The 21,290-nt window shown below is 47.4% G+C and carries 14 protein-coding genes; 9 read left to right on the forward strand and 5 right to left on the reverse strand.

The genetic code is table 11. The annotated features are described in order from the left end of the window. Positions 1-83: 83 nt before the first annotated feature. Together PHW04_13910 and PHW04_13915 are read right to left on the reverse strand one after the other, a co-directional pair. On the reverse strand, positions 84-1,139 hold the full coding sequence (locus PHW04_13910) for an ankyrin repeat domain-containing protein (GenBank protein ID MDD2716981.1): 1,056 nt from the start codon (positions 1,137-1,139) through the stop codon (positions 84-86). Beyond that, positions 1,136-5,308, reverse strand: coding sequence for a hypothetical protein (locus tag PHW04_13915; GenBank protein ID MDD2716982.1), 4,173 nt, complete (start codon positions 5,306-5,308; stop codon positions 1,136-1,138). The genes PHW04_13910 and PHW04_13915 overlap by 4 nt, the downstream gene beginning before the upstream one ends. Positions 5,309-5,559: 251 nt before the next feature. Between PHW04_13915 and PHW04_13920 the strand changes: the two genes are divergently transcribed. From PHW04_13920 to PHW04_13940, 5 genes are all read left to right on the forward strand, one after another. Further along, positions 5,560-6,759, forward strand: coding sequence for an NAD(P)/FAD-dependent oxidoreductase (locus PHW04_13920; protein ID MDD2716983.1), 1,200 nt, complete (start codon positions 5,560-5,562; stop codon positions 6,757-6,759). A 15-nt stretch (positions 6,760-6,774) separates the two neighbouring features. Then, positions 6,775-7,338 (forward strand): hypothetical protein, encoded by a 564-nt coding sequence (locus PHW04_13925; protein ID MDD2716984.1) that lies wholly within the window; start codon positions 6,775-6,777, stop codon positions 7,336-7,338. A 58-nt stretch (positions 7,339-7,396) separates the two neighbouring features. Next, positions 7,397-7,915 carry a hypothetical protein gene (locus PHW04_13930; protein MDD2716985.1) on the forward strand — a complete coding sequence of 173 codons (519 nt, stop codon included), beginning with the start codon at positions 7,397-7,399 and terminating at the stop codon, positions 7,913-7,915. A gap of 70 nt (positions 7,916-7,985) precedes the next feature. Continuing rightward, entirely contained in the window at positions 7,986-10,910 is a 2,925-nt protein-coding gene (locus PHW04_13935; GenBank protein ID MDD2716986.1) for an insulinase family protein, read from the forward strand. A 1-nt stretch (position 10,911) separates the two neighbouring features. Then, a complete protein-coding gene (locus tag PHW04_13940) occupies positions 10,912-13,779 on the forward strand; it encodes an insulinase family protein (protein MDD2716987.1) in 2,868 nt (955 codons plus the stop codon). A 70-nt stretch (positions 13,780-13,849) separates the two neighbouring features. Here PHW04_13940 and PHW04_13945 read toward each other — a convergent pair whose 3' ends face one another. After that, complete coding sequence (locus PHW04_13945; protein MDD2716988.1) at positions 13,850-14,701, reverse strand: hypothetical protein; 852 nt, start codon at positions 14,699-14,701, stop codon at positions 13,850-13,852. 163 nt (positions 14,702-14,864) lie between these two features. Between PHW04_13945 and PHW04_13950 the strand changes: the two genes are divergently transcribed. Then, positions 14,865-15,482 carry a hypothetical protein gene (locus PHW04_13950; GenBank protein ID MDD2716989.1) on the forward strand — a complete coding sequence of 206 codons (618 nt, stop codon included), beginning with the start codon at positions 14,865-14,867 and terminating at the stop codon, positions 15,480-15,482. Here PHW04_13950 and PHW04_13955 read toward each other — a convergent pair. Both PHW04_13955 and PHW04_13960 read right to left on the reverse strand, forming a co-directional pair. After that, complete coding sequence (locus tag PHW04_13955; protein MDD2716990.1) at positions 15,366-17,255, reverse strand: DUF2207 domain-containing protein; 1,890 nt, start codon at positions 17,253-17,255, stop codon at positions 15,366-15,368. The two genes, PHW04_13950 and PHW04_13955, sit on opposite strands and share 117 nt — an antisense overlap. 16 nt (positions 17,256-17,271) lie before the next feature. Beyond that, positions 17,272-17,826, reverse strand: coding sequence for a LemA family protein (locus tag PHW04_13960; GenBank protein MDD2716991.1), 555 nt, complete (start codon positions 17,824-17,826; stop codon positions 17,272-17,274). A 179-nt stretch (positions 17,827-18,005) separates the two neighbouring features. Between PHW04_13960 and PHW04_13965 the strand changes: the two genes are divergently transcribed. From PHW04_13965 to PHW04_13975, 3 genes are all read left to right on the forward strand, one after another. After that, positions 18,006-19,112, forward strand: coding sequence for an alpha/beta hydrolase (locus tag PHW04_13965; GenBank protein ID MDD2716992.1), 1,107 nt, complete (start codon positions 18,006-18,008; stop codon positions 19,110-19,112). A 351-nt stretch (positions 19,113-19,463) separates the two neighbouring features. Continuing rightward, entirely contained in the window at positions 19,464-20,783 is a 1,320-nt protein-coding gene (locus tag PHW04_13970; GenBank protein ID MDD2716993.1) for an aminotransferase class I/II-fold pyridoxal phosphate-dependent enzyme, read from the forward strand. 150 nt (positions 20,784-20,933) lie between these two features. Continuing rightward, a complete protein-coding gene (locus PHW04_13975) occupies positions 20,934-21,131 on the forward strand; it encodes a hypothetical protein (protein MDD2716994.1) in 198 nt (65 codons plus the stop codon). Positions 21,132-21,290: the final 159 nt, after the last annotated feature.

The raw sequence follows: 21,290 nt of genomic DNA on the forward strand, positions 1-21,290 counted from the left end.
CATCTAGCCCTCCGTTTCCTATTTAGCATTAACAGAGTGTCAATTTTTCGTGGGCAAGATCATGGGGTCGATTTTGTTGATGATTACTCCTTTGCACCGGCTTTGATCAGCAGAGCGGTAATCTCGTTGCATTTCAACTCTTTAGCCATAAATAAAGCAGTATGCCCCCATTTGTCGCGTGCGCTGAGATCTATTCCTTTGTTTATTAATGCGCTCACTACTTCTCGCAAATTTAATAATACTGCTTCCATTAATAATGTCCTGTTAGCAGGTCCAATTACTGAAATAGTCGCTCCTTTTCCAATCAATTTTAAGGAAATGTCATTCGCCAGTCGCCTTGATCGGTCAATGTCTATATTGTATCTTTCTTTCCTCCAGCTAGAAATATCTTTCGTGATGGATTGCTTGCTCATAGTTTTGTAAAGATTTTCTGTAGTATCAAAATAAACAAACGATCTGCTGAACGCACGTAAAGAGTATTGTATCGGTGTCTCTCCCTGGTTGTCCAATGCATTGAAATCAGCGTTATTATCTATCAAGGCGAGAGCAAGATCGTAGCAACCATATCTTATCGCCAACATCAGCGGTGTACATCCAGAGTTATCGCGTTCATCAAGCCCAGAGCTTTTTTTTATCAGTTCTAAGGCTTTTTTATAGTCAGCATGCCTAAATTCGGGAGATAATTCCCAGTTACTCAGAAGATTGATCAGGTTTTCATTAGTCGTGGTTTCAGGGAAATAATATTGTTTAAGATTATGCAATCTGCAGAGACATTCATAGCCTGAAATTAGATGTCTGAGTATAAGAACACCGCCAAATGAAGGACAGTCTGGGAGAAATTCCGAGATGTGTCTTCCATCTTTTCTGTCGATCTTTCGCGCAACCCGTGCTTTCCCTGATTTTGTCCCTACGTAAAGACTTGGTTGATGACTTGACTCATCTTGTTTCCAATTGTTGTAGAAATTCAGATTCAATTGGGAAAGATTTTCCGGAAGATAACCAAGATTGTCCAGCCAGCCTTCAATGAACAAGGGCATAGTGTTTCTCTGGTCCAAGCAATCTTCACGATTGGTCGATATCTGAACTCCCCAGTAAATCAAAATTAATGTAAACATTATCCCGATTTTCTTTAAGATCATGGGAGAACCTCAGCCATATTACCCCTGGCATTCTGATACACCTCGACCGGAACATCCGGAATCAGCGACGCTTCCAGAATAGTTGTTGGTCTTTTCAAATCAATGTGATCGAAAAATATCTTAAAGTATCCGGTCCCCAGAATCATCGGTGGGGTACCCACCCATCCGAGCAGGCATTTGGTATGAAATCCCTTTAATGAAGAGGGAGTTTTGAACCAATGGTTAATGTTTTTTTCAGCTCCCAGATAACAGCAGTTCAGAATAATCAATTTGTTGGATCGAGTCTCTTTATCCAAGGCATATATTTGATATATCTGATCAGCTTTTACCAGATAAGTTGCTGGTTTTTCAGCATCCCAATCCGATGAATTCTCATAAACATCAAATGCACTGTAATCTGACATTTCTTCTCCGTGAGCAGTGATGTATACAACATCATAGTTCTGCAATGGAATAAAGTCGGTATAGCTGACATCGAAATTCCGATAAGTTGGAGACAGATTTACATCCACACTGTAGCATCGCTGAATTGAATCGATTGTGGACGTTACTATTTCTATTGCTCGGGAGGCATTCCATTTGAAATCCCATTTGTAAAATGCCTGAAGAGCTTTCTGCAGTCCTTCTGATTCCTGATCAATATCCCTTGTAGCCGGTAAAGCCATGATCACTAAAGCCGGTTTTTTAGGCGCATAATGATGTTTCACTGATCCCTGTTTGCTGTGGCTATAATCCAATTCGATCTCATGAGATCCGAGCGAACTGTCAGGATTTGTTCTGAACGCACCATATGTTTTACCGAGCAAAGCAATTATGTCCTGCGAGTATTCCTTGTTTAACGGGACGATACCTGATGAAAGGAAAATCCCTGGACCAGTTTTATTACAGATTATTTCCCGCTCTTCTATGCTGCTCTTGATTTTAACTGTGACTGAATCAGCTTTCATCCCGGAATCAGCAACCCTGATAAACATCCGTGTGTTTTTAGTCAAGTACTTTTCAGGATTCAAGTCAGCGCATTTCTCACGTGGGAATACTTGATTGGATGCCGCATAGTTATCAAGTCGTGTTTCGTTTGTGCCATATCCCGGACCCTTCCAGATCGGCAGTTCAAGGAAAATCACTTCACCGGAATATTTCAGATTGAATTTAAGCAGGTCTTCGCCTGGATTTTCCCGGGGAAAATTTCTTGGCATCGCCTCGTTTTGAGCCATGGGAAGGGGTGAAACAATTTCGATTATGCTATTCTTGTCTTGCGATTCGAAAACATGGCTGTCTACATCGGTTTCATCATAAATAATCTCAGTTTCATGAGTCTCTGCCGGACTGGTAAAATACATTCTGATCTGATCCGGATTTTCGACAGAATATTGAGTAGAGAATTTTAAGGTCATCGGAAGAGGCGTATTTACTTCAGGTGGCATTCCACGGTGCGCTCCATCCCAGGGAATATACATCGGCGCAAACTTTATTCTCTTCCCGTCTTCATTCACCAGGCTCACAGGCACCTGATTATCCCCCTCAATCCATATTTCAGATGACACTGCCCTTGCGCCGTATCCACCCGCATCAATCCTGCATTTTGCTGTCAGGATCGTGTCCTGGAAATCGCCAGTGCCACCTTTGTAAGTTGCGGTGTTTCCGGAAGGTTCAAAGACATGGCCGTCACCTTCATTGCCTGTCTCTTCCCATTTCCATTCCCTGATCGAGCCTGATGGCACCATGGCCTGGGTGTCGTCAGGGTAGACTATGGTGGCTGTGAAGGTCTTTTTCTCACCTTCGGCAATGGTGTCAATCATCGGGTCGATCTTGACGTGGAGGAAATCTTTGAGCGTGTCTTTGGCTGGAATTACATACTTGTCATAGTACCAAGCCCCTTCATGATAGTTTTCCACCACCAGGGCCAGCAATTCCTGGGCATGGCTGTAGTTTTTGAGCTTTGCTTCGCATTTCCCCTGCCCGAGTTTGGATGAAGGTTTGTAATCCGCGGCGTTCGACAATGTGTCGAGAGTCTTGTACTTGGCAAGCGCAGTCTGATAATCGTCAACAGCATAATAGCAGTCTCCGAGGCCTAGCCAGCTGCTGCCGATTGCCCATTGCGCCAGGTAGTCAGTGCCTGCACCATAATCTAAGATGAGCTGGTCATACCATTTGATGGCTTGTGCGTAGTTTTCGCAGCCCTTTTCAATGTCTCCGTGCGCAATTTTCGCTGCTGTCAGAGTGTAGCTGTCGGCTTTCGGAAAATCGATGATTTTCTGATATTCGCCAATGGCCTGCTGCCCGTATTTGTTTCTCACCTCTTTGTTCCCTGCCAGTTCCCAATTCGCTGTTCCTATTGCCCAGAGATTTGCGCTGAGCTTGTTTTGCGAACGCAAACGTTCATAGTCGTATTTCCCTGTATTTTCAAAAACTGATTTCAGGTAGGAGTTGGCTTTCTCATAATTCTTTTTTGCATCTGCCAGATTCCCTTCCACTTTATACGAACTGGCGATAGTGCTGTAAACAGAACCCCTGGCTTCAAGCATATCATTGCTTTGCGGGTATTCCTGGATGAATTTTTCGTAGAAGTCCGCAGCAGTCAAAAGTTCAGCCCGATTATAAATCCTCTCTCCTGTATCGGAGTAATGCTCGTCGTAAATCGCTCCCCCAAGCTGCTCGTGAGAGTATCCTAATTTCTCCAGCGCGCCTTCATAATAAAATGCGTTGTCCGAATATTTAGCTCTTACTTTCTCATAGGCTGCGATGGCCTGCTTGTAAAGGTCTTTTTTCTGGTCTATCGTGAAATGATATGTGTATGAATATCCGGGCAGGCTGTAGCATAGGTCCCCGGCCCTGGTCAGGGATTGCACCGCATAAGTGGGGTTGACTGTCGAGAATTCCTCTTCATATTTCAGGTATTCGGAAACTGCGGCTTTGCAATAGGTCAGTTTTTTCTCATTCGACAACTGATAGATTCCGTAAAGGTTGTCCCGGTCGAGGCAGATTTTATAACTGACATAGTATGGTTCTGCAAGGTTGTCCCCTGGTTTGTATACCCCAAGATACTCCTCTAACCATTTGATCGCAGCGAGATAATACTCTTCTTTTTTTTCTGGAGTGATCCCTGAAACGGACGCCAGATATTCGCAGATCCAGCCCCGGTCATAACGCGACTTGATCAGGATTTTCTCATCCTGCACTGTATCCATAAGCTGTGTGATGTAATTGATCCCTCGCAGCAGGTTGGCTTCAGTCCTGGGCAGGCGTACCATGAAGATGTTCACAATGCCGTCATAAGAAGCACGTTTATAAGGATCAGTGGTATCTACAGCTATGCTTTCCTTGTATGAGGACAGGGCTTTTTCATAATCACCCAGGGATACATGGCAGGATCCGATTTTACATTTGCAGCCGTTCTGGGCTGCAAATGCAGCATCAGATGCTATCACCTGCTGATAAAGGTCTATGGCATCCTGATAACGCCCTTCGCTGTAAGCATATTCTGCTTTCTGATACAATTCCTGGGCAGCAGCTCTGATTTCCGTGCAGTATCTGTTATTTAGTTTGCTGTAAAGAAAAAAGGCTTTCCGATAATAAGCGGTCCTGCGCTCGAATTCGGTTTTATCCCCTGTTTCTACGAATTCATACAGAATTTTGGAGTGAAAATCCACTGTCAGATTTCCAAAATTATCGATCAGCTTCCGAATTGCGCTGCCATAACCTGACAGATCAATCTGTGAAGCATCTGCCTGGCTTATTAATTTCCTGATCCTGGAAATGTAGCTTGAAAGAGTCCCATTTTCATTAACTGACTCAAGCTTTTCCAGTATTGTCTCAGCTGGCACGGACAAACCGTTTTTCCGGTTCGAGTCTGAAGCTGTGAAGCATGTTTCAAAAGCCTTGAAAGAGCCATCGCAGCCTTTTGACAAATCACTTGCAATAGTTAAAGCCAGCGGGATCGAGCTTTTTTCGATTTCATCCAGGGATGCTGCATAAATCTGTTCGAGTGCTTCCTTGAGTTCCTGCTCAGTTACCTTGCCAGAGAGATAAAAGGTAAACAGGGTGGAATCTATCAGTGAAGTGATTGAATTGAGCTGAGCTGAAATATTTGTCGAGGCTGCAGGTTCTGGTTCAGGCGGCTGAGGAGGAGTCGGGAGATCAGGATAATCCCGTCCAATGATTTGTGCCATATTATGTTGGGGGGGGGCCATTAAATGAATTGTCTGACCCAGCAGAAAATACTGTGCCTACTAAACTTACCATCAAAATCAATGTGAAAATTGATTTCACTCTTCCTCCCTTTTGTTCTATACTCTATTTTATCCGAAGCTGTAGTTTATTCAAGTTGCAATTTGTTACAAGTTGAAACAAGCAACGAACAATTTCTGCATCTGGATATTTAGCTATTTTATCAGTAGAATTGATTAAAGGATTTTAACAAATGCTGTACGATTTCATCATCATCGGGGCAGGGCCGGCCGGATTGTTCGCAGCCGCAAATGCAGGCGGCAAGGTACTTCTGCTGGAAAAGATGCCTGAGCCAGGCAGAAAGCTTCTGCTTTCCGGTTCAGGCAGATGCAACCTTACCCATCAGGGGCAGATTGAGGATTTTCTGCCGTTTTACGGAAAAAACGGTAATTTTCTCAGGCCTGCTTTCAGATGCCTGGACAATCTGCAGCTGATGCATTTTTTTGAGCAGAGAGGAATCGGATTCAGGGGAGACGAGAACGGCAAGCTGTTCCCTGAAGGCGGATCTGAAGCTGTACTCAAAGTCCTGCTCGAAGAATGCAGGAAAAAGCAGGTCAGGATTGCCTGCTCCGAACGGGTGGAGAAAGTCGAGAAAAGGGGCATGGCATTTTCAGTCAGGACCGGAAATATTTATGAATCAAAAGCCGTCCTGATTACCACAGGCGGGAAATCATACCCAGGCACAGGCTCGACAGGAGACGGCTATGGGCTGGCGGCCGGGCTGGGACACGATATCATTGAACCCAGGCCTGCCCTGGCGCCGATTTATGTGAAGGAGTATCCGTTTTCCGGGCTCTCCGGAATTTCATTTCAGGATTGCGGTGCATCCTTATGGCGGAGCGGAAGAAAAATCGGGATCACACATGCTGATTTCATGTTCACACACAGGAATCTGAGCGGACCTGCGGTGATGACGCTTTCGGCACAGGCTTTGCCCGGGGACGAACTGCAACTCTGCTTCCTGCCTCCTGATCAGGAAAAGCGTTTCAACTGTGAATTTTTCGAGTCAGTACGTGCTGCCGGGAAAAAACAGCTGAAAAGTGTACTCAGGGAATCAGCCCTGCCGGCGAGACTGGTCGAGGTGATTTTTTCCAGGCTGGGAATCGATCAGGATTTCAAGGCAGCCGATGCTTCCAACAAGCTGCTGGAATCTTTATTGAACTCCATCACCAGATATTCGCTGACAGTAGAAAAAACCGGCGGTTTCAATGAAGCCATGGTGACTGCTGGCGGAGTCAGTCTCAAAGAGATCGATCCGAACTCAATGCAGTCGAAAATCGTGCTTGGGCTTTATTTTGCCGGGGAAGTTCTGGATCTGGACGGTGACTGCGGAGGCTACAACCTGCAGGCCGCTTTTTCCACTGCCGCCCTGGCTGTAAAAGCAAACTGCTGACACCCTCACATCAATATGACTCAATCCAGAAAAGTTGAGCTGAAACTGCTGCTGCCGTCGCCTGAGGCTGAACTTCTGCATCCGGCACGGGAATTTCTGGAATCCTGCCTGAAAGAGGGTCTGATCAAAAACCTGCCTGAAATTCCTCCTGCTGTCATGATTCCCGGTCACCCTGGCCGCCAGGCGGCTGCCTCCAACAGATTCATGACAAACAAAATTGTCTTTGATCCCGCTGAATTCAAGGCCCCGGTTGAAATCCAGGCCGGCCTGATCCTGCACGAGCTGATCCATGTCAGCCAGAATCAGAGGCCTGCCACTTTCCTTTACCTGATCCTCCGCAATCCTTTCTATCACTTCCTGGGTCAGGAAGCTGAAGCCAACAAATTTGAGGCGGCTTTTTATTCGGAAATCATGAAAAAAGGTTTGGAAGACAGTGAAATGTATACCCAGACCCTGTTGAGCGAATATCAGGATGCCACCCAGTCCCAGGCTTATGCGCTGGGAACCCTGGATTCCACTTTGACATTTATCTGGCGGGTGGCCTGGGTGGCTGCCATTTTCATGTCTCTTGTGAAATAGTTCTGATTTCTTGCAAGAGTCCCTGTGGGGGTGTAATTTTATTGTAGCTGGAGGGCTCGTGAAAAAAATATTGATTTCGATTCTATTCTTTTCTTTTCACCTGGTTCTTTGTGCTGACCTGCAGGTGCAGGGGCAAAAAGTGATTCTGGACAAGGAGGAATGGTTCCAGATATTCCAAAGCAGTTTCAGCCTGAACTGGAATCATTATCTGCTGATCGAGCTTGACCTTGCGGCAGGCGAAAAATTCAATTTCATGGTGGAATGCAACGAAAACCGTTATTTTGACATCCTGATCCTGGACCGGGAAAGCCTCCGCAATTACAAGAAGATGCTGGAGACAGAACAGGGAGTTTTGAATCCGATCCTGGTACGCAACTGCTGCCAGAAATGGGATTTTGTCTTTACCCCTGTTGAAAAGAAAAAATACTACCTGATCATCGATAATACTCATCAGCCTGAAGGCGGCCATTTTTTCCGCAGAAAGCTGTATCCGAAAATCACGGTCCTGGAAAAGAAATGGATGACAGGGCGGATCATGGGAGTAAGGCGGGATGATTCGATAGGGGAACTGTATTAGTTACTGTTAAAACCGAGCTCCTGCGAGGTTTTTACAGTAACTAATCACTTCCTAAAAATTTGGAGGCATCATGAAATTCGTTTCCGGAAGTGTTTATCACGGTTTCAAACTCCTGAAAAAAAAGAAGATCAGCGAAGTCAATTCCACAGGGTTGATCTTTGAGCATGAAAAATCCGGAGCCAGGCTTTCTGCGCTTTCCAATTCCGATGACAACAAGGTCTTTTCCATCTCCTTCAGAACTCCGCCATATAACGACACCGGATTGCCCCATATCCTTGAACATTCGGTGCTGTGCGGATCCAGAAAATTCAAAAGCAAGGAACCCTTCGTCGAGCTGATCAAGGGTTCGCTCTCCACCTTCGTGAATGCCATGACCTTTTCGGATAAGACCATGTATCCTGTAGCCAGCAGGAATGAGAAGGATTTTTTCAACCTGATGGATGTGTATCTGGATGCTGTCTTATACCCCAACATCCATCTGAAACCCGAGATCCTGATGCAGGAAGGATGGCATTACGAACTCGATACGCCTGACAGCCCGCTTTCCTATAAAGGGGTAGTCTACAATGAGATGAAAGGAGCTTATTCATCTCCTGAACGCATCCTGAGTAAGGAGATCCAGAAATCCCTGTTCCCGGACAATGCCTACGGTTTCGATTCCGGCGGTGACCCTGAGGCCATTCCCACTCTCACGCTGGCTGAATTCCGTAGGTTCCACCGCACCTATTACCACCCCTCCAACAGTTACATTTTCCTCTATGGAAATGGAGATCTTGACAAACAGCTCGGATTCATCAATGACAATTATCTGAAAGATTATGACCGTATCAGCCTGGATTCCAGGATTTCCATGCAGAAAGAGTTCGGATCGATTGAGATTATCAGGGAGTATCCTGTGCCCCAGTCTGCTGATACTGCAGGCAAAGCTTTCCTCAGCCTGAACTGGCTGGTAGGGAAACCCCTATCCTCGGAATTTTACATCGCCTTTGACATCCTGCGCTCCATGCTGCTCGACACTCCTGGAGCACCGCTGAAAGAAGCGCTGATCAAATCCGGGCTGGGCAAGGATGTGATGGGGCAGTTCGAAGAGGGTCTGCTGCAGAACTATTTCAGCGTGATCGTGAAATACTCAGACGAACACAGAAAAGACGAATTCAGAAAGATTGTGAACGACACCCTGAAAAAAATGGTGAAAGACGGCATAGACCGTGAACTGGTGGCAGCCTGCATCAACAGGAAGGAATTCGAGCTGCGCGAAGCTGAAGGCCACGGCCTTCCCAAAGGTCTTCATTATAATTTCATGATGATGGACAGCTGGCTGCATGAAGGAGACCCCTTTGCCAATCTTTCCTTTTCCAGGAATTTCAGGAAAATCAGGAAAGCTTTGACCAGTGATTATTTTGAAAAACTGATCAAAAAGTATCTGCTCTCTTCCAGACACAGCACACTCCTGGTCATGAAGCCTGAAAAAGGCCTGCTGGAGAAAAATCAGGCAGCACTTTCTGCTGCGCTTACGCAGCATAAGGAAACCCTGTCCAGAATCGACCTGGAAAAGCTCACAGCCGAAACCGCCAGGCTCAAGCAGCTGCAGTCTACACCCGATGAAGCTGGAGCGCTTGAAACAATCCCGCTTTTGTCTCTTTCTGACATTGACAGGAAGATTACTGAAATTCCACTTACTGTGATTGACCTGAATTCGGTCCAGGTCTTGAAACATGGAATTTTCACAAGCGGCATCGCCTATCTGAATCTTTATTTCGATTCCTCGGTTGTCAGAGAGGAGCAGATCCCATATCTTGGCCTGCTGTCAGGACTTCTGACCAAGATCAGCACAAAGTCCAATCATTACAGCCAGCTGACAAAAAAAATAAACACCCATACCGGAGGGGTTTCCTTCTTTCCGGAATCTTATCCTGAGCGGAACACTGATTCCATCTACTTCCCCAAGTTCCTGGTGAAAGCAAAAGCACTGGTGGCGGAATTTCCGGAACTTCTCAAAATCCTCGGCGAAATCATGCTGGAAAGCGATTTTTCTGATGGAGACAGGCTGCTGGAGGTGATCCGGGAAATCAAATCCAGGCTGGAAATGAGAATCCCGATGGAGGGACATCTTTATTCCTGGAGACGGGTTCGCTCTTATTATTCACAATACGGAAAGTATGAGGAACTGGTGAAAGGAATTTCTTTTTACCAGTTCATTGCTGATCTCGAGAAGAATTTCGAAAAGAAGTCAGACAGTCTGAAAAAAATCTTGAGCGGGATCTTCAGGACTCTGTTCTCAAGACAGGCACTGGTCGCATCCATCACATCCGACGAATCCGACTGCGGCAATCTGATTGCAGAGCTGTCAGGTCTCTGTGAAAAACTTCCAGACACGAGTGCAGCAAAACAGAATTACAGATTCGATCTGACTGTGGAAAACGAAGGGTTGATGACCCAGAGTCAGGTGCAGTTTGTGGCCAAAGGTTATAATTACAGACAGCTCGGACTTGATTATTCAGGTAACCTTGCAGTGCTGAAAACCATCGTCGGCCTTGACCATCTCTGGAACAAGGTCCGCGTCCAGGGTGGCGCATACGGAGCTCATATCATAGTGGGCAGGGAAGGAAATCTCAGTTTCGGCAGCTACAGGGATCCCAATCTGTCGGAAACTCTGAAAATCTACGATGAAACCGGGGATTATCTGCGCGGATTCAATCCGGACCGCAGGGAGATGACCAAGTACATCATAGGCACGATCGGGCATCTGGACAGCCAGATCACTCCGTCCGCAAAAGCTGATGCCTCTGACCGGAACTACCTCTGCCGGGTGACTAACGAGGATCTGCAGCGGGAGCGTGATGAGATCCTGTCTACTGGAATGGAAGATATCCGGAAAATGGCCGGGGTCTTTGACAAACTTACAGGGAAAAAATGCCTGTGCGTACTTGGCAATGAGAGCAGGATCGAAAAAGAAGGCAATCTGTTCGGGAAAAAATCTCGAGTGTTCGAATAGGGTGAGACACGGGTTCAGGCTGCTGCGCGAGCAGCGGATCAGCTCAGTCGGTTCAGACTGCCATTTTTTCAGGCATGAAAAAAGCGGAGCTGATCTCCTTTTTCTCGATAATCCTGACGACAACCGGGTTTTTTCCATCGCGTTCCGCACACCCCCTCCGGACAACTCAGGACTCCCGCATGTAATTGAGCATTGCGTGCTCTGCGGATCCAGAAAATATCCGCTGAAGGACCCCTTCATCGAGCTCGACAAAGGCTCGCTCTGCACTTTTCTGAATGCCATGACCATGCCGGACTCCACCGTGTTTCCAGTGGCCAGCAGGAACAGGGCGGATATTTTCAACCTGATGGATGTTTACCTGGATGCGGTTTTTTACCCGAAGCTGCTGCAGGACCCGAGAATCCTGAAACAGGAAGGGATCAGGCTGCAGCCTGGCAAGCAGAGGCGCTTCATCCCAAATGGTGTGGTTTACAACGAGATGCGCGGATTTTTTGCCGCTCCCGAAGCACTGCTGCTTTCCCGCGCGCAGAGATCGCTGTTCCCGGACAACGAGTATGGCTGTGAATCCGGCGGAGACCCGGATCTGATGCTTGACCTCACTCATGAGAAGGTCGTTTCCTTTCACCGCAGATATTATCATCCTTCGAACTGCCTGATTTTTCTATATGGAAGATGGGACCTGGACGAAGTAACAGCTTACCTGGACAGGGAATACCTTAGTGGATTCGAACTTTCACTCCCTGCCTCCCGGATCGGACTGCAGCCGGGACTTAGTAAGCCTCTGGATCTGGAGCTTTCCTATCCGGTTTCAGGCAGAGTGGCTGGAAAAACCTGCTACAGCCTGAATTTTGCCACCGGTCTCTCTACTGACCTGGAATTCCAATATCTGCTGGAGATTCTGAAATACGCCCTGTTCGACAAGCCGGGTGCTGTCCTCAGGGAGAAACTGGCCGGAATGGGCAAGGACTCCTTTACTGTCCTCTCAAGGCTGAACCTCCAGCCCGTCTTTTCGATAGTAGTCAGGGACGCACCTGCCGGAAAAAAGACTGAGTTCAGGGATTTGATTTTCAACACCTTAGCGGATGTGCAGCGGGACGGGATTGATCCGCAGATCTTAAAAGCCGGACTGAATCGTCTGGAATTTGCGGTCAGGGAAGGAGAAGGAGGCGACGTCCAGCGCGGGATAAACTGCAACTTTTTTGCACTCGGGAACTGGATTCACGGTTGCGACCCTTTCCTGTCGCTGGATTTCGAGGCTATCCTCAGGAGAATTTCGATGGATACTGCTACAATCTCGACCATGATCAGGAATTGCTTTCTGGAAAACCAACATCAGTCACTTTTCACCCTGATTCCTGAATCAGGTCTGCTCAGAAAGAGGGAGCAGGAGCTCAGAATGCGCCTGAGAGCCATGGGGAAGGCTGCCACAACCCAGGAATGGAAGAAGCAGCTTGAAGCTGACTTGGATTTCCGCGAATGGCAGGCCATACCCGAAAATGCGGATAAAGCCTGTCTCCCACTGCTTGAACTGTCTGAAATCGACAGGAACCAGGAGCGGATCCTGCAGAATCTTTCAAGGCATGATGAGGTCATAGTTCTTCAACTGCCGCAGCAGACGTCAGGAATCTGCTATCTTGACCTTTATTTCGATGTGTCGGGGTTGAATTGCGACGAAATCCCTTATCTTGGTCTGCTTGCGACACTGCTTGGCAGGTTGAGCACGAGGAAACGCAGTTTTTCAGAGCTGTCCACTCTGACAGATCTTTATACCGGTGGAATCGAGTTCGACGTTCAGACTTTTTCGGAATCAGATTCTGTTTTCCATCCCAGGCTCTGTGTGAGAGCTAAAGCTCTAGCCAGGGAGCTGCCCAGGCTTTTCGAGCTTTTGACAGAGCTGATTACTGAACAGGTCTTTTTTGAAGCAGGGAGACTGCTGGAACTTTATTATGAACTGAAATGCGGAATCGAGGAAGACATCGTTTCCCAGGGTGAGGATTTCGCGAGGCGCAGGCTGCTTTCTTATTTTTCGGGAGTGGAAAGGTATGAGGAATTACTTTCAGGACTGTCTTTTTACAGTTTTCTCCGCAAAATCGAAGGGAAAATGAAATCTTCAGGCAAAAAAGTTGCGATAGAACTGGAAAGGGTCTACAGACTTGTTTTCAACAGGCTGCACCTGGCCTGTTTCACAGCATCTGCCGAGGAATCAGGGAATTTCGAGCTGCATTTTGAGAGATTCAGAAAATCCATTCCGCAGATCAAATCCCAGCGGGCTTCGTTTGATTCCAGTGATGACCTGAAAAACGAGGGTCTGGCTGTAGAGCGGGAAGTCCAGAGCATCGCGCAGGGCTATAATTTCAACCGGCTGGGATGCTCATACTCCGGGAAAATGGCGGTGCTGGAATCGATCGTGACTCTGGATTATCTCTGGGAAAAAGCCCGCGGGAGCGGTGCTTACGGGGTTTACCTGTCGCTTGAGCGAAACGGCAATGCCTGTTTTGTATCCCATTCCGATCCGAATCTGGCTGAAACCCTGCAGATGTTCAGGGAGACAGGAAAATATCTGGACAATTTCAGACCGTCAGAGCGGGAAATGCGGAAATACATCATCGGCACGATCGGAAAATTCGACGAGTATCTCACTCCAGCCCAGAAAGGCGAGCGGGCTGCCTGCGATTTCCTGAGCGGAAGAAGCCACGAGGATCTGCAGCGGGAACGCGATGAAATATTAAGCACAACGCCTTCTGATATCCGGAGTTTCGCAGGCATGATCGACGAACTGACAAAAAAAAACTGTCTCTGTGTTCTGGGCAGTGCGCCTAAGATCAGGAAAAGCCGCAGCCTGTTCAGTTCAGTTTCCAGATTGATTTAAAATTAAGAAATTGAATCTGATAAAAAAAGTCCTGCCTGAGCAGGACTTTTTAAATCTTCACTAAAACAGATTACTTGCTGATCGATTCAAAAATCACTTTAACAGGTTCATTGCCTTTCGGGTTGGCTGGATTGTAGCTGTTATCGTATTCAACATCTACTGAATCGATGTAGACCTTTTCGTAATAGATACTGAGCCTGCCCTCGTTGAAATAGCCGTCGTCAGTCGTGGCATTGAACAGGTACCACCAGTCGTAGAACGGATAATTACCCTTTGGAACATAGCGGGTTCCTTCCATACGCCAGTTGATGTAAAGCCAGGCATAGGCCTTGCCTTCTGTGCAGTACCAGCGGATCCTGATCTGGCGGATCTTCTTCTTTGGTTCGAGCTGGAATCTGTAATCCCTGCCCGGTTCATACCAGCCGGGCCAGTTGTAACGGTCATTATACTCGTCATTGGCGTCAGTGATCACCTGATCCAGACTGCGAGGTGCTGGCTGATAGGCCTTGGGATAGTAATTCCCTGTATTGTTGAAATAATTGGATGGATAACCAGGATTTGCGGGTTGATTCAGCACAGGCTGATAGCCGTAATCAACATATACTCCAAAAATCTTGACTGTGTCGTTGTAGACTTTGATGGTGCCTGCGGTGAGATTGGCTGGAGTGGTGCTGACATACCATCTTTCCTTGACACCCATGGCTGCGGATGCTACGTTTCTGGCGCCGCAGCTCTGGCTTCCCAGGTAGAGCATGCCCACTGCGTTCCCGCCGTTGTCTGACCAGGTCACTTCCACATAATTAATTCTCATGCCTGGCTGCACAGGGAAATTATAGTCCTGGCCCGGATAGAGCCATCCGTCGTAAACTGCGGCAGAGGCTGCCAGGCTGAACAGTAAAAGAGCGCAGACGGTAAGTCTCATGAAAATCTCCTCCCTGAATTCTAAGCTCTCCGGCTTATTTGTTAACAAAATTATATCCAGGTCTGGTTATATGTCAAGGTGTTTCGGAGCTGGATTAATTCACATTCCACCTCAAGCTGAAGTCCAATATACGACTGATCTGATTCGGTCGATAGGTACTGCTATGAGAACTGTTCTGGCTGTTTTACTGTTTTACTGCCTGACTCTGATGGCTGGCGAAAAAGTTACCAGGGATGACCTGGTGCGCCTGATCGCAAGAAACGACAAGAATGTGGAGTCAGTAAGCGGGTATCTCCCGTATTCGCTAGGGCTGGATGAGGAAAAGTATTTCAGAGAGCTTCTGCATTATGCATCTGATTTCAAACGATCACAGCGTGAATTCCTGCTGATCCTGGACCTCTGCGGTCAGTGTCCAAGCGTAACCGGGGAAGTCGGGACAATCATTGCGCCCTATACCACTGAGATCGCACATCACAATTACCTGGATTTTTTAAAATTAAACATCTTGCGTGCTGACCTGGAAAAAATAGACAGGCACAGGCTGCGGGAATTTTTAATCAAGCGCTGCGAGGATTTCATTACTGACAGCGAGCGATTCAAAATTCTGCTCGTGGAACTCGATCCCTGCAAGCCCCCGCCGCCAAGAGTAGTGATCGTGCCTCTTTCACCACCCCCGCCCGCCGCCACCGCCCCGGCCGCCACCGCTGAAACCTCTGCCACCGGATCTGGAACTGAAGCTGCCCCTTCCACCGACTCCTCCGGAGGGACCGCTGGATATTGAATTAGCTACAACTGAATTGAAGCCTGAATTGAGAACTTTCGGGAAACTGTAATAACAAATCCTGCCTCCTCCTGTATACCAGGAAGGTTCCTCTGCCTGTGCCAGCACTGCAGTGAACTTTTCTCCCCAGGGGATTTCCACGTCCAGGGCCAGGGCATAGGGAAGATTCCGCTCAAACAATGTTTTGTTCAATTCAGGTGATCTGCCGCTGAATCTGTCTGCATCAGCGATACCCAGAAACATTTTCAATCCCAGCAGTTCCTCGATCAGCCTCAGGCCTTTCAAAGTGGGAGCAGGCAGCAGGAAGAAAAAAAGCGTGTCAATTGCACTGATCAGAGTGATCAGGATGGCGATCGCCGGATTGAGATCGTATAATTGCACTATCTGATAAATCAGCCAGACGTTGAGAATCGTACAGACAATGCCCAGGGAGAGGTACAGACCGGATTTTACCGGTCCTTCCAGGCCGAGGTTACTGTCAAGTTCATGTCTGATCCCTGCTCCGATCGCGCAGGATGTCAGGATGTTTCCTGAAACCAGAATCAGTGTGATTGCCAGCATGGCCTCGATACTTTCGCCGTACAGGATCATCAATCCCCAGGTGATGAGTGACAGGCTCAAGCCGATGATGAAACAGCCAAAGTTGCTGGAATAATAATCTTCAAGCCAGTTTTTCTCCATGTATTTATCCAGCTTGATCAGGGCACTGGAAAGTGAATGGGAATAATCAGGACCGACTTTCAATTTGTCGGCAGAGCTGAAAATCTCTTTAGCGATGATCATTTCATCATCTGAAAGCCGGCTTTCGTCTGTCCCGGTTTTTTCCAGGGAATACGACTTATCCTGCACGTTTATCTTCAGGTATCCTTTAACTGCCATGCTGATGATGGCTGAAAGCAGGCTTTGATTGTCGGTCTCGCGATTGATCAGGAATCTGGCTGCAGCAGGGGAAATGCCCGCAGGTCCCTCAAATCTCGGGAAGATTGAACCAGCCCTGGGGTCCTGCCCCACCTTATACCAGACCAGCAGGAAATAGCAGAGAAGCAGCACTGTCCCGACCAGTCCGATGAACAGGTTCAGATTGTCTCCTACAAAATCCTGGAATTTGAGGGGAGGAGCGGTTGTCAGACCTTTCGGCCAGCCAAGCACAAAGGTGATGCCTTCCAAAGGCTGCAGCACCCGCTTATTCTTTACTGCATATCCGGTATTGAGATTTTCCGTTGTGAGGATCTGCTCCCTGCTGCCGTATTTCCCGCCAAAGCACTCGAAGGAAGTGATTTTACCCCTGAATTGCTGCGGAATTGTCAGATTTACATCAGCAGACAGGATAGGATAATTCCAGCCATTGCCGATCGCGTTGAAGTAAAGTTCGTCATGATCCGTAAAAATTCCGAATACCCGGCTGAGCTTGAATTTGATGTCATAGGTGTGAATGCCGCGGGACAAAATTCTGTCAGGCGACCCGATTACAATCATCGCTGAACTGAATGTTCTTTCCACTTCATAGGATTCCGGATTTCCGTCCATCTCGATGGAAAGGATCGAAAAACCGCATTTTTTTGTCAATCCGAAAGAATTGACATAGGAAACAGGGAAATCCCTGCAGATCCCATGGCGGATTTCATCCAGTTCCGTCTGGACCCTGATTTTTTCATAGATCAGGATTGAGTCATCAGGATTGATTTCTATGTTTACGAGATAGTTCTGGATGTGATCGCAGATTCCTGCAGAAGCGGCAATAAAAACTATGAACAGAAACAGGAATATTTTCATCAGGCGCTCCTTGAAATTAAAATCTGACTGGAGGCGATTCGTCTTCCTGCGCAGCCAGCTCAAAGTATTCCCTGGACTTGAAATTGGCTGCTCTGGCTATCAGCAGGGCAGGGAACGACTGGGCCAGCACGTTGTAATTCCGCACTGCTCCATTGTATAAACGCCGTGAATTCTGGATCGCATCCTCAACTGCTGAAATTTCCTTCTGCAGTGAGAGAAAATTCTGGTCTGCCTTGAGATCAGGATAGGATTCGGCGAGGGCCAGGATGGATCTGATGCTTCCCGCGAGCCTGGATTCGCTTGCTGAGCGCTCAGGCAGTGCCCCTGTATCCAGGCATTCGCTCCTGGTCTTGGCAATGTCTTCCAGCACTCTTTTTTCATGTGCGCTGTAGGCTGAAACCGCATCCACGAGCTTAGGGATCAGATCATGCCTGCGCTTGAGCTGCACATTTACGTCAGCTTCAGCTTCGCAGGTGATATTATAGAGCCTGATCAGGTAGTTGAATAGGAGCGCGAAGATGAGTACCAACGATAAAATTGAAAACAGAAGAGTTCCAAATGTAACTGACATCAACCCTCCACAGTTTATTTTTTAAAAATTTATCACCTTATCACCTGCAAATTTCAAATGTGCTGCATTGATTTTAAGTCTGAAAAGTAAGTTTTGTCAACCTGAACATTAACCCAGCCCTTGACAAAACGGGTTTCCGGACTAAAATTAGATTAAAGATCAGGACTACAGGGGATAAGATGACAAGAATTCTATTTCTATTTATTTTTCTGACTTCTATTTTTAAAGTTTCGGCATCTGATGACAGCAGTATCATGGCTTCTGTATTCGATCAGTTGCAGCAGAAAGACGACAAGGAATTAAAAAGTGCATACTGCGGATACATCAGGCTGGAAGAAAAGGCCGAAGCTCTGCACGCTTACGCTCAGTCGCTGGCAGACAGCGGCAATGTGACTGAGGAGCAGGTGAAAAATGTCACTGCAGCTTACAAGGCCCTGGCTGTCCGGCGCACGGATCTTACCAGGAAAATACTGGATTCCAGGGGAAAACCCAAGGATTCCATCAGGATGCACGAAGATGTAATCAGCCTGAACAACGAAATTTTCGATAAGACATACGTCAATCTCGGTTACGACGATCCGGCAGAATTCATGAAGCGGGTGGACAGCGGAGTCTATCTGCTCGATCCATATCAGCAGGGCAAGGCTGTGGTGCTGTTCGTGCACGGCCATGGCGCAAGCCCCAGCGATTTCGACTTCATCAACAAGAATCTGGATAAGAATCGCTTCCAGGCCTGGGCTTTTTACTATCCGAGCGGAGAGGCTGTCAAAGACACTTCAGCCAGGCTTCTGAATGAAATCAAGGCACTCAAAGCCAAGTACAATTTCACGGATCTGTATATAGTCGGCCACAGCCTGGGCGGAGTGATCACCCGCGACTTGTTCGCCCAGAACAAAGATACTCCTGTCCCTGGCCTGAAAGGAATCATGACTCTCGCCAGCCCTAACAAGGGCGTATCCTTCAAGATCCCCTGGATGTTCGAGCTGGTCTGCCTGGTGATCCTGGATCATGTGGACAAGTCTTTATCTGAACTGTATGTGAACAGCCCGCTGCTGAACGAAATCAACGGACACCCTGTGCAGGGCGTGAAATTCGTCACTTATGCAGGCAACAAACCGAAAAACTGGTTTTATTCATTCACTTCGAAAATCATGGGCGGAGTCAACGACGGCCTGGTCAAGGTGGAAAATGCCGCGATCGACGGGGCTGCCAACACAGTCCTGCCCGAAGATCACAGCACAATCAGGCTTTCCCAGAATGTAGTTCAAGCCCTGAACAAGATCTGACCGGCTGTTGAAAAACGGCCATCTGCGGCGTTGCACTCAACCTCGATCGGTCACCGTACGTTTAAGTACGGCTCCCTTACTCGGTTTCGTGCGCCTTGCATCTGGCCATTTTTGAACAGCCGGTTAAGGTGAAGTCTCTGAACATTAAAATTTGTCAGGGTTGAAATCCTTGTGGGGTGGCCGGAGTTACCTTTTGGACTTCTGAGCTTGCCGAAGAAGGTCAAAATGGTAACGCAGAGACAGGACCAGCCACAAATCAAGGCCTTCGAACAACATCCGGCTGCACACCACAAAAATTTGCCAAATTCATCAAGTAAGCTATAATGCCTGCAGTAAATACCCGGAGGGTTGATGAAGAAGAATCAAATTCTAAAAGTATCCCGCATGGCGGAAAATCTTACAGGCTCTGAGATCATCAAGCTGGCAGGCGAGATCCGCGAAAGAATCCAGAGAGGGGAACAGATCTACAACTTCACGATCGGAGATTTCGATCCCTCCATTTTTCCGATCCCGGTAGAGCTCAAGTCTGGAATCATCGCGGCTTATGAGAAAGGCGAAACCAATTATCCTCCAGCTGACGGCATGCTGCAGCTCAGAAAATCAGTGGCCGGGTTTTTAAAAACCAGAGGAGGCCTGGAATACGGCGAACAGCAGATACTGATTGCAGGCGGAGCCAGACCCCTCATCTATACTGCTTACAGGACCCTGGTCGATCCGGGGGATACTGTGATCGTGCCTGTGCCGTCCTGGAACAACAATCATTACTGTCATCAGATGGCTGCAAAGCCAGCTTTCATAGAAACCACTGCTTCGCACAATTTCATGCCGACTGCAGATGAAATTGCCCCTCATATTGAAGAGGCATCCCTGATCGCCTTATGCTCTCCCCAGAATCCTACAGGCACTGTTTTCGATAGGAATGAACTGGCCAGAATCTGCCAACTGGTAATTTCTGAAAACAGAAGCCGGAAAAAGGGAGTGAAACCACTTTATGTTCTGTACGACCAGATTTACTGGATGCTCACATCCGGGAAAATAAAGCATTACGATCCTGTCTCGCTTTTCCCTGAGATGAGAGATTACACGCTTTATATTGATGGAATCTCCAAGTCATTTGCAGCCACAGGAGTCAGGGTGGGATGGGCTTTCGGACCGCAGAGGGTGCTGGATAAGATGAAAGCGATCCTCGGCCACATCGGGGCCTGGGCTCCCAGGGCTGAACAGATCGCCTGTGCCGGATTTCTATCACAGAATGAAGCTGTCGACCGTTTTCTTCTTAAATACCGTGCAGATATCAATTCGAAGCTCTTCGCCTTTCACGAAGGTTTCCAGCAGCTGAAAAAGGAAGGCTTTCCCGTTGATTCAGTGACTCCCCAGGCAGCCATTTATCTTACAGCCAAGATTGACATCACAGGCGCGAAAACCCAGGCTGGGGTGAAACTGGCTACCACAGCCGATGCTACGGCTTATCTTCTGGATGAAGCCCGGATCGCGCTGGTGCCGTTCTATGCTTTTGGCGCCGGGCTGACCTCGCCCTGGTACAGGCTTTCTGTCGGAACTGCAGTCAACCGGGACATCGGGAAATTTTTCATTGGATTACGGGATGCGCTTGGCAGGCTCATAAAAAATAAAATCACACCAGACAGAGCCGCCTCCTCCGAATCAGGATAATTTTCAGGATATTTTTTTCCTTTTTATTTTCTCCGGCCTGAACTGGATCATCATTTTACTTGATTTTCCGGGCATTTTTCCGCTCTGCAGATTTTGGCATGGAACTTGATACATATAATGATTATGAAAAACAGCAAAAAGGAGGGAAGAATGGACAGGATCAGGAAGAATCTCCTGAAAATACAGGAAAATATAGATATCGCTTTTTTTGAAGCAATTGCTTCTGAAAACGAGAATATTCCAGAGAAAAAAAGCTTTCGTCTCGCTCAGGTGGCGCGGAATCTGAAAGACTCACTGATAATATTCAACGAAATAGTCAGCAAGGAGACAAACAGGCTGAAACACTAATTGTGATATTTCTGCTGAACAAACGGCACATACCAGCAATAATAATTGTAAATAATTCCTAATAAAACGACTTCGATTCCATAGATTCTTTTGACAACTGCATATAGACATTCAAAATTGCAAAAAAAAGTATAAGGCTGATCCTCGTAAATCAGTTCG

This window comes from Candidatus Wallbacteria bacterium, from assembly GCA_028687545.1.
Taxonomy (GTDB): Bacteria; Muiribacteriota; JAQTZZ01; order JAQTZZ01; family JAQTZZ01; genus JAQTZZ01.

Excerpts from the sequence above, each read along its gene's own strand:
- PHW04_13910 (MDD2716981.1), bottom strand. The coding sequence starts at position 1,139 with ATGATCTTAAAGAAAATCGGGATAATGTTTACATTAATTTTGATTTAC.
- PHW04_13915 (MDD2716982.1), bottom strand. The coding sequence starts at position 5,308 with ATGGCACAAATCATTGGACGGGATTATCCTGATCTCCCGACTCCTCCT.
- PHW04_13920 (MDD2716983.1), top strand. The coding sequence starts at position 5,560 with ATGCTGTACGATTTCATCATCATCGGGGCAGGGCCGGCCGGATTGTTC.
- PHW04_13925 (MDD2716984.1), top strand. The coding sequence starts at position 6,775 with ATGACTCAATCCAGAAAAGTTGAGCTGAAACTGCTGCTGCCGTCGCCT.
- PHW04_13935 (MDD2716986.1), top strand. The coding sequence starts at position 7,986 with ATGAAATTCGTTTCCGGAAGTGTTTATCACGGTTTCAAACTCCTGAAA.
- PHW04_13945 (MDD2716988.1), bottom strand. The coding sequence starts at position 14,701 with ATGAGACTTACCGTCTGCGCTCTTTTACTGTTCAGCCTGGCAGCCTCT.
- PHW04_13950 (MDD2716989.1), top strand. The coding sequence starts at position 14,865 with ATGAGAACTGTTCTGGCTGTTTTACTGTTTTACTGCCTGACTCTGATG.
- PHW04_13955 (MDD2716990.1), bottom strand. The coding sequence starts at position 17,255 with ATGAAAATATTCCTGTTTCTGTTCATAGTTTTTATTGCCGCTTCTGCA.
- PHW04_13960 (MDD2716991.1), bottom strand. The coding sequence starts at position 17,826 with ATGTCAGTTACATTTGGAACTCTTCTGTTTTCAATTTTATCGTTGGTA.
- PHW04_13965 (MDD2716992.1), top strand. The coding sequence starts at position 18,006 with ATGACAAGAATTCTATTTCTATTTATTTTTCTGACTTCTATTTTTAAA.
- PHW04_13970 (MDD2716993.1), top strand. The coding sequence starts at position 19,464 with ATGAAGAAGAATCAAATTCTAAAAGTATCCCGCATGGCGGAAAATCTT.
- PHW04_13975 (MDD2716994.1), top strand. The coding sequence starts at position 20,934 with ATGGACAGGATCAGGAAGAATCTCCTGAAAATACAGGAAAATATAGAT.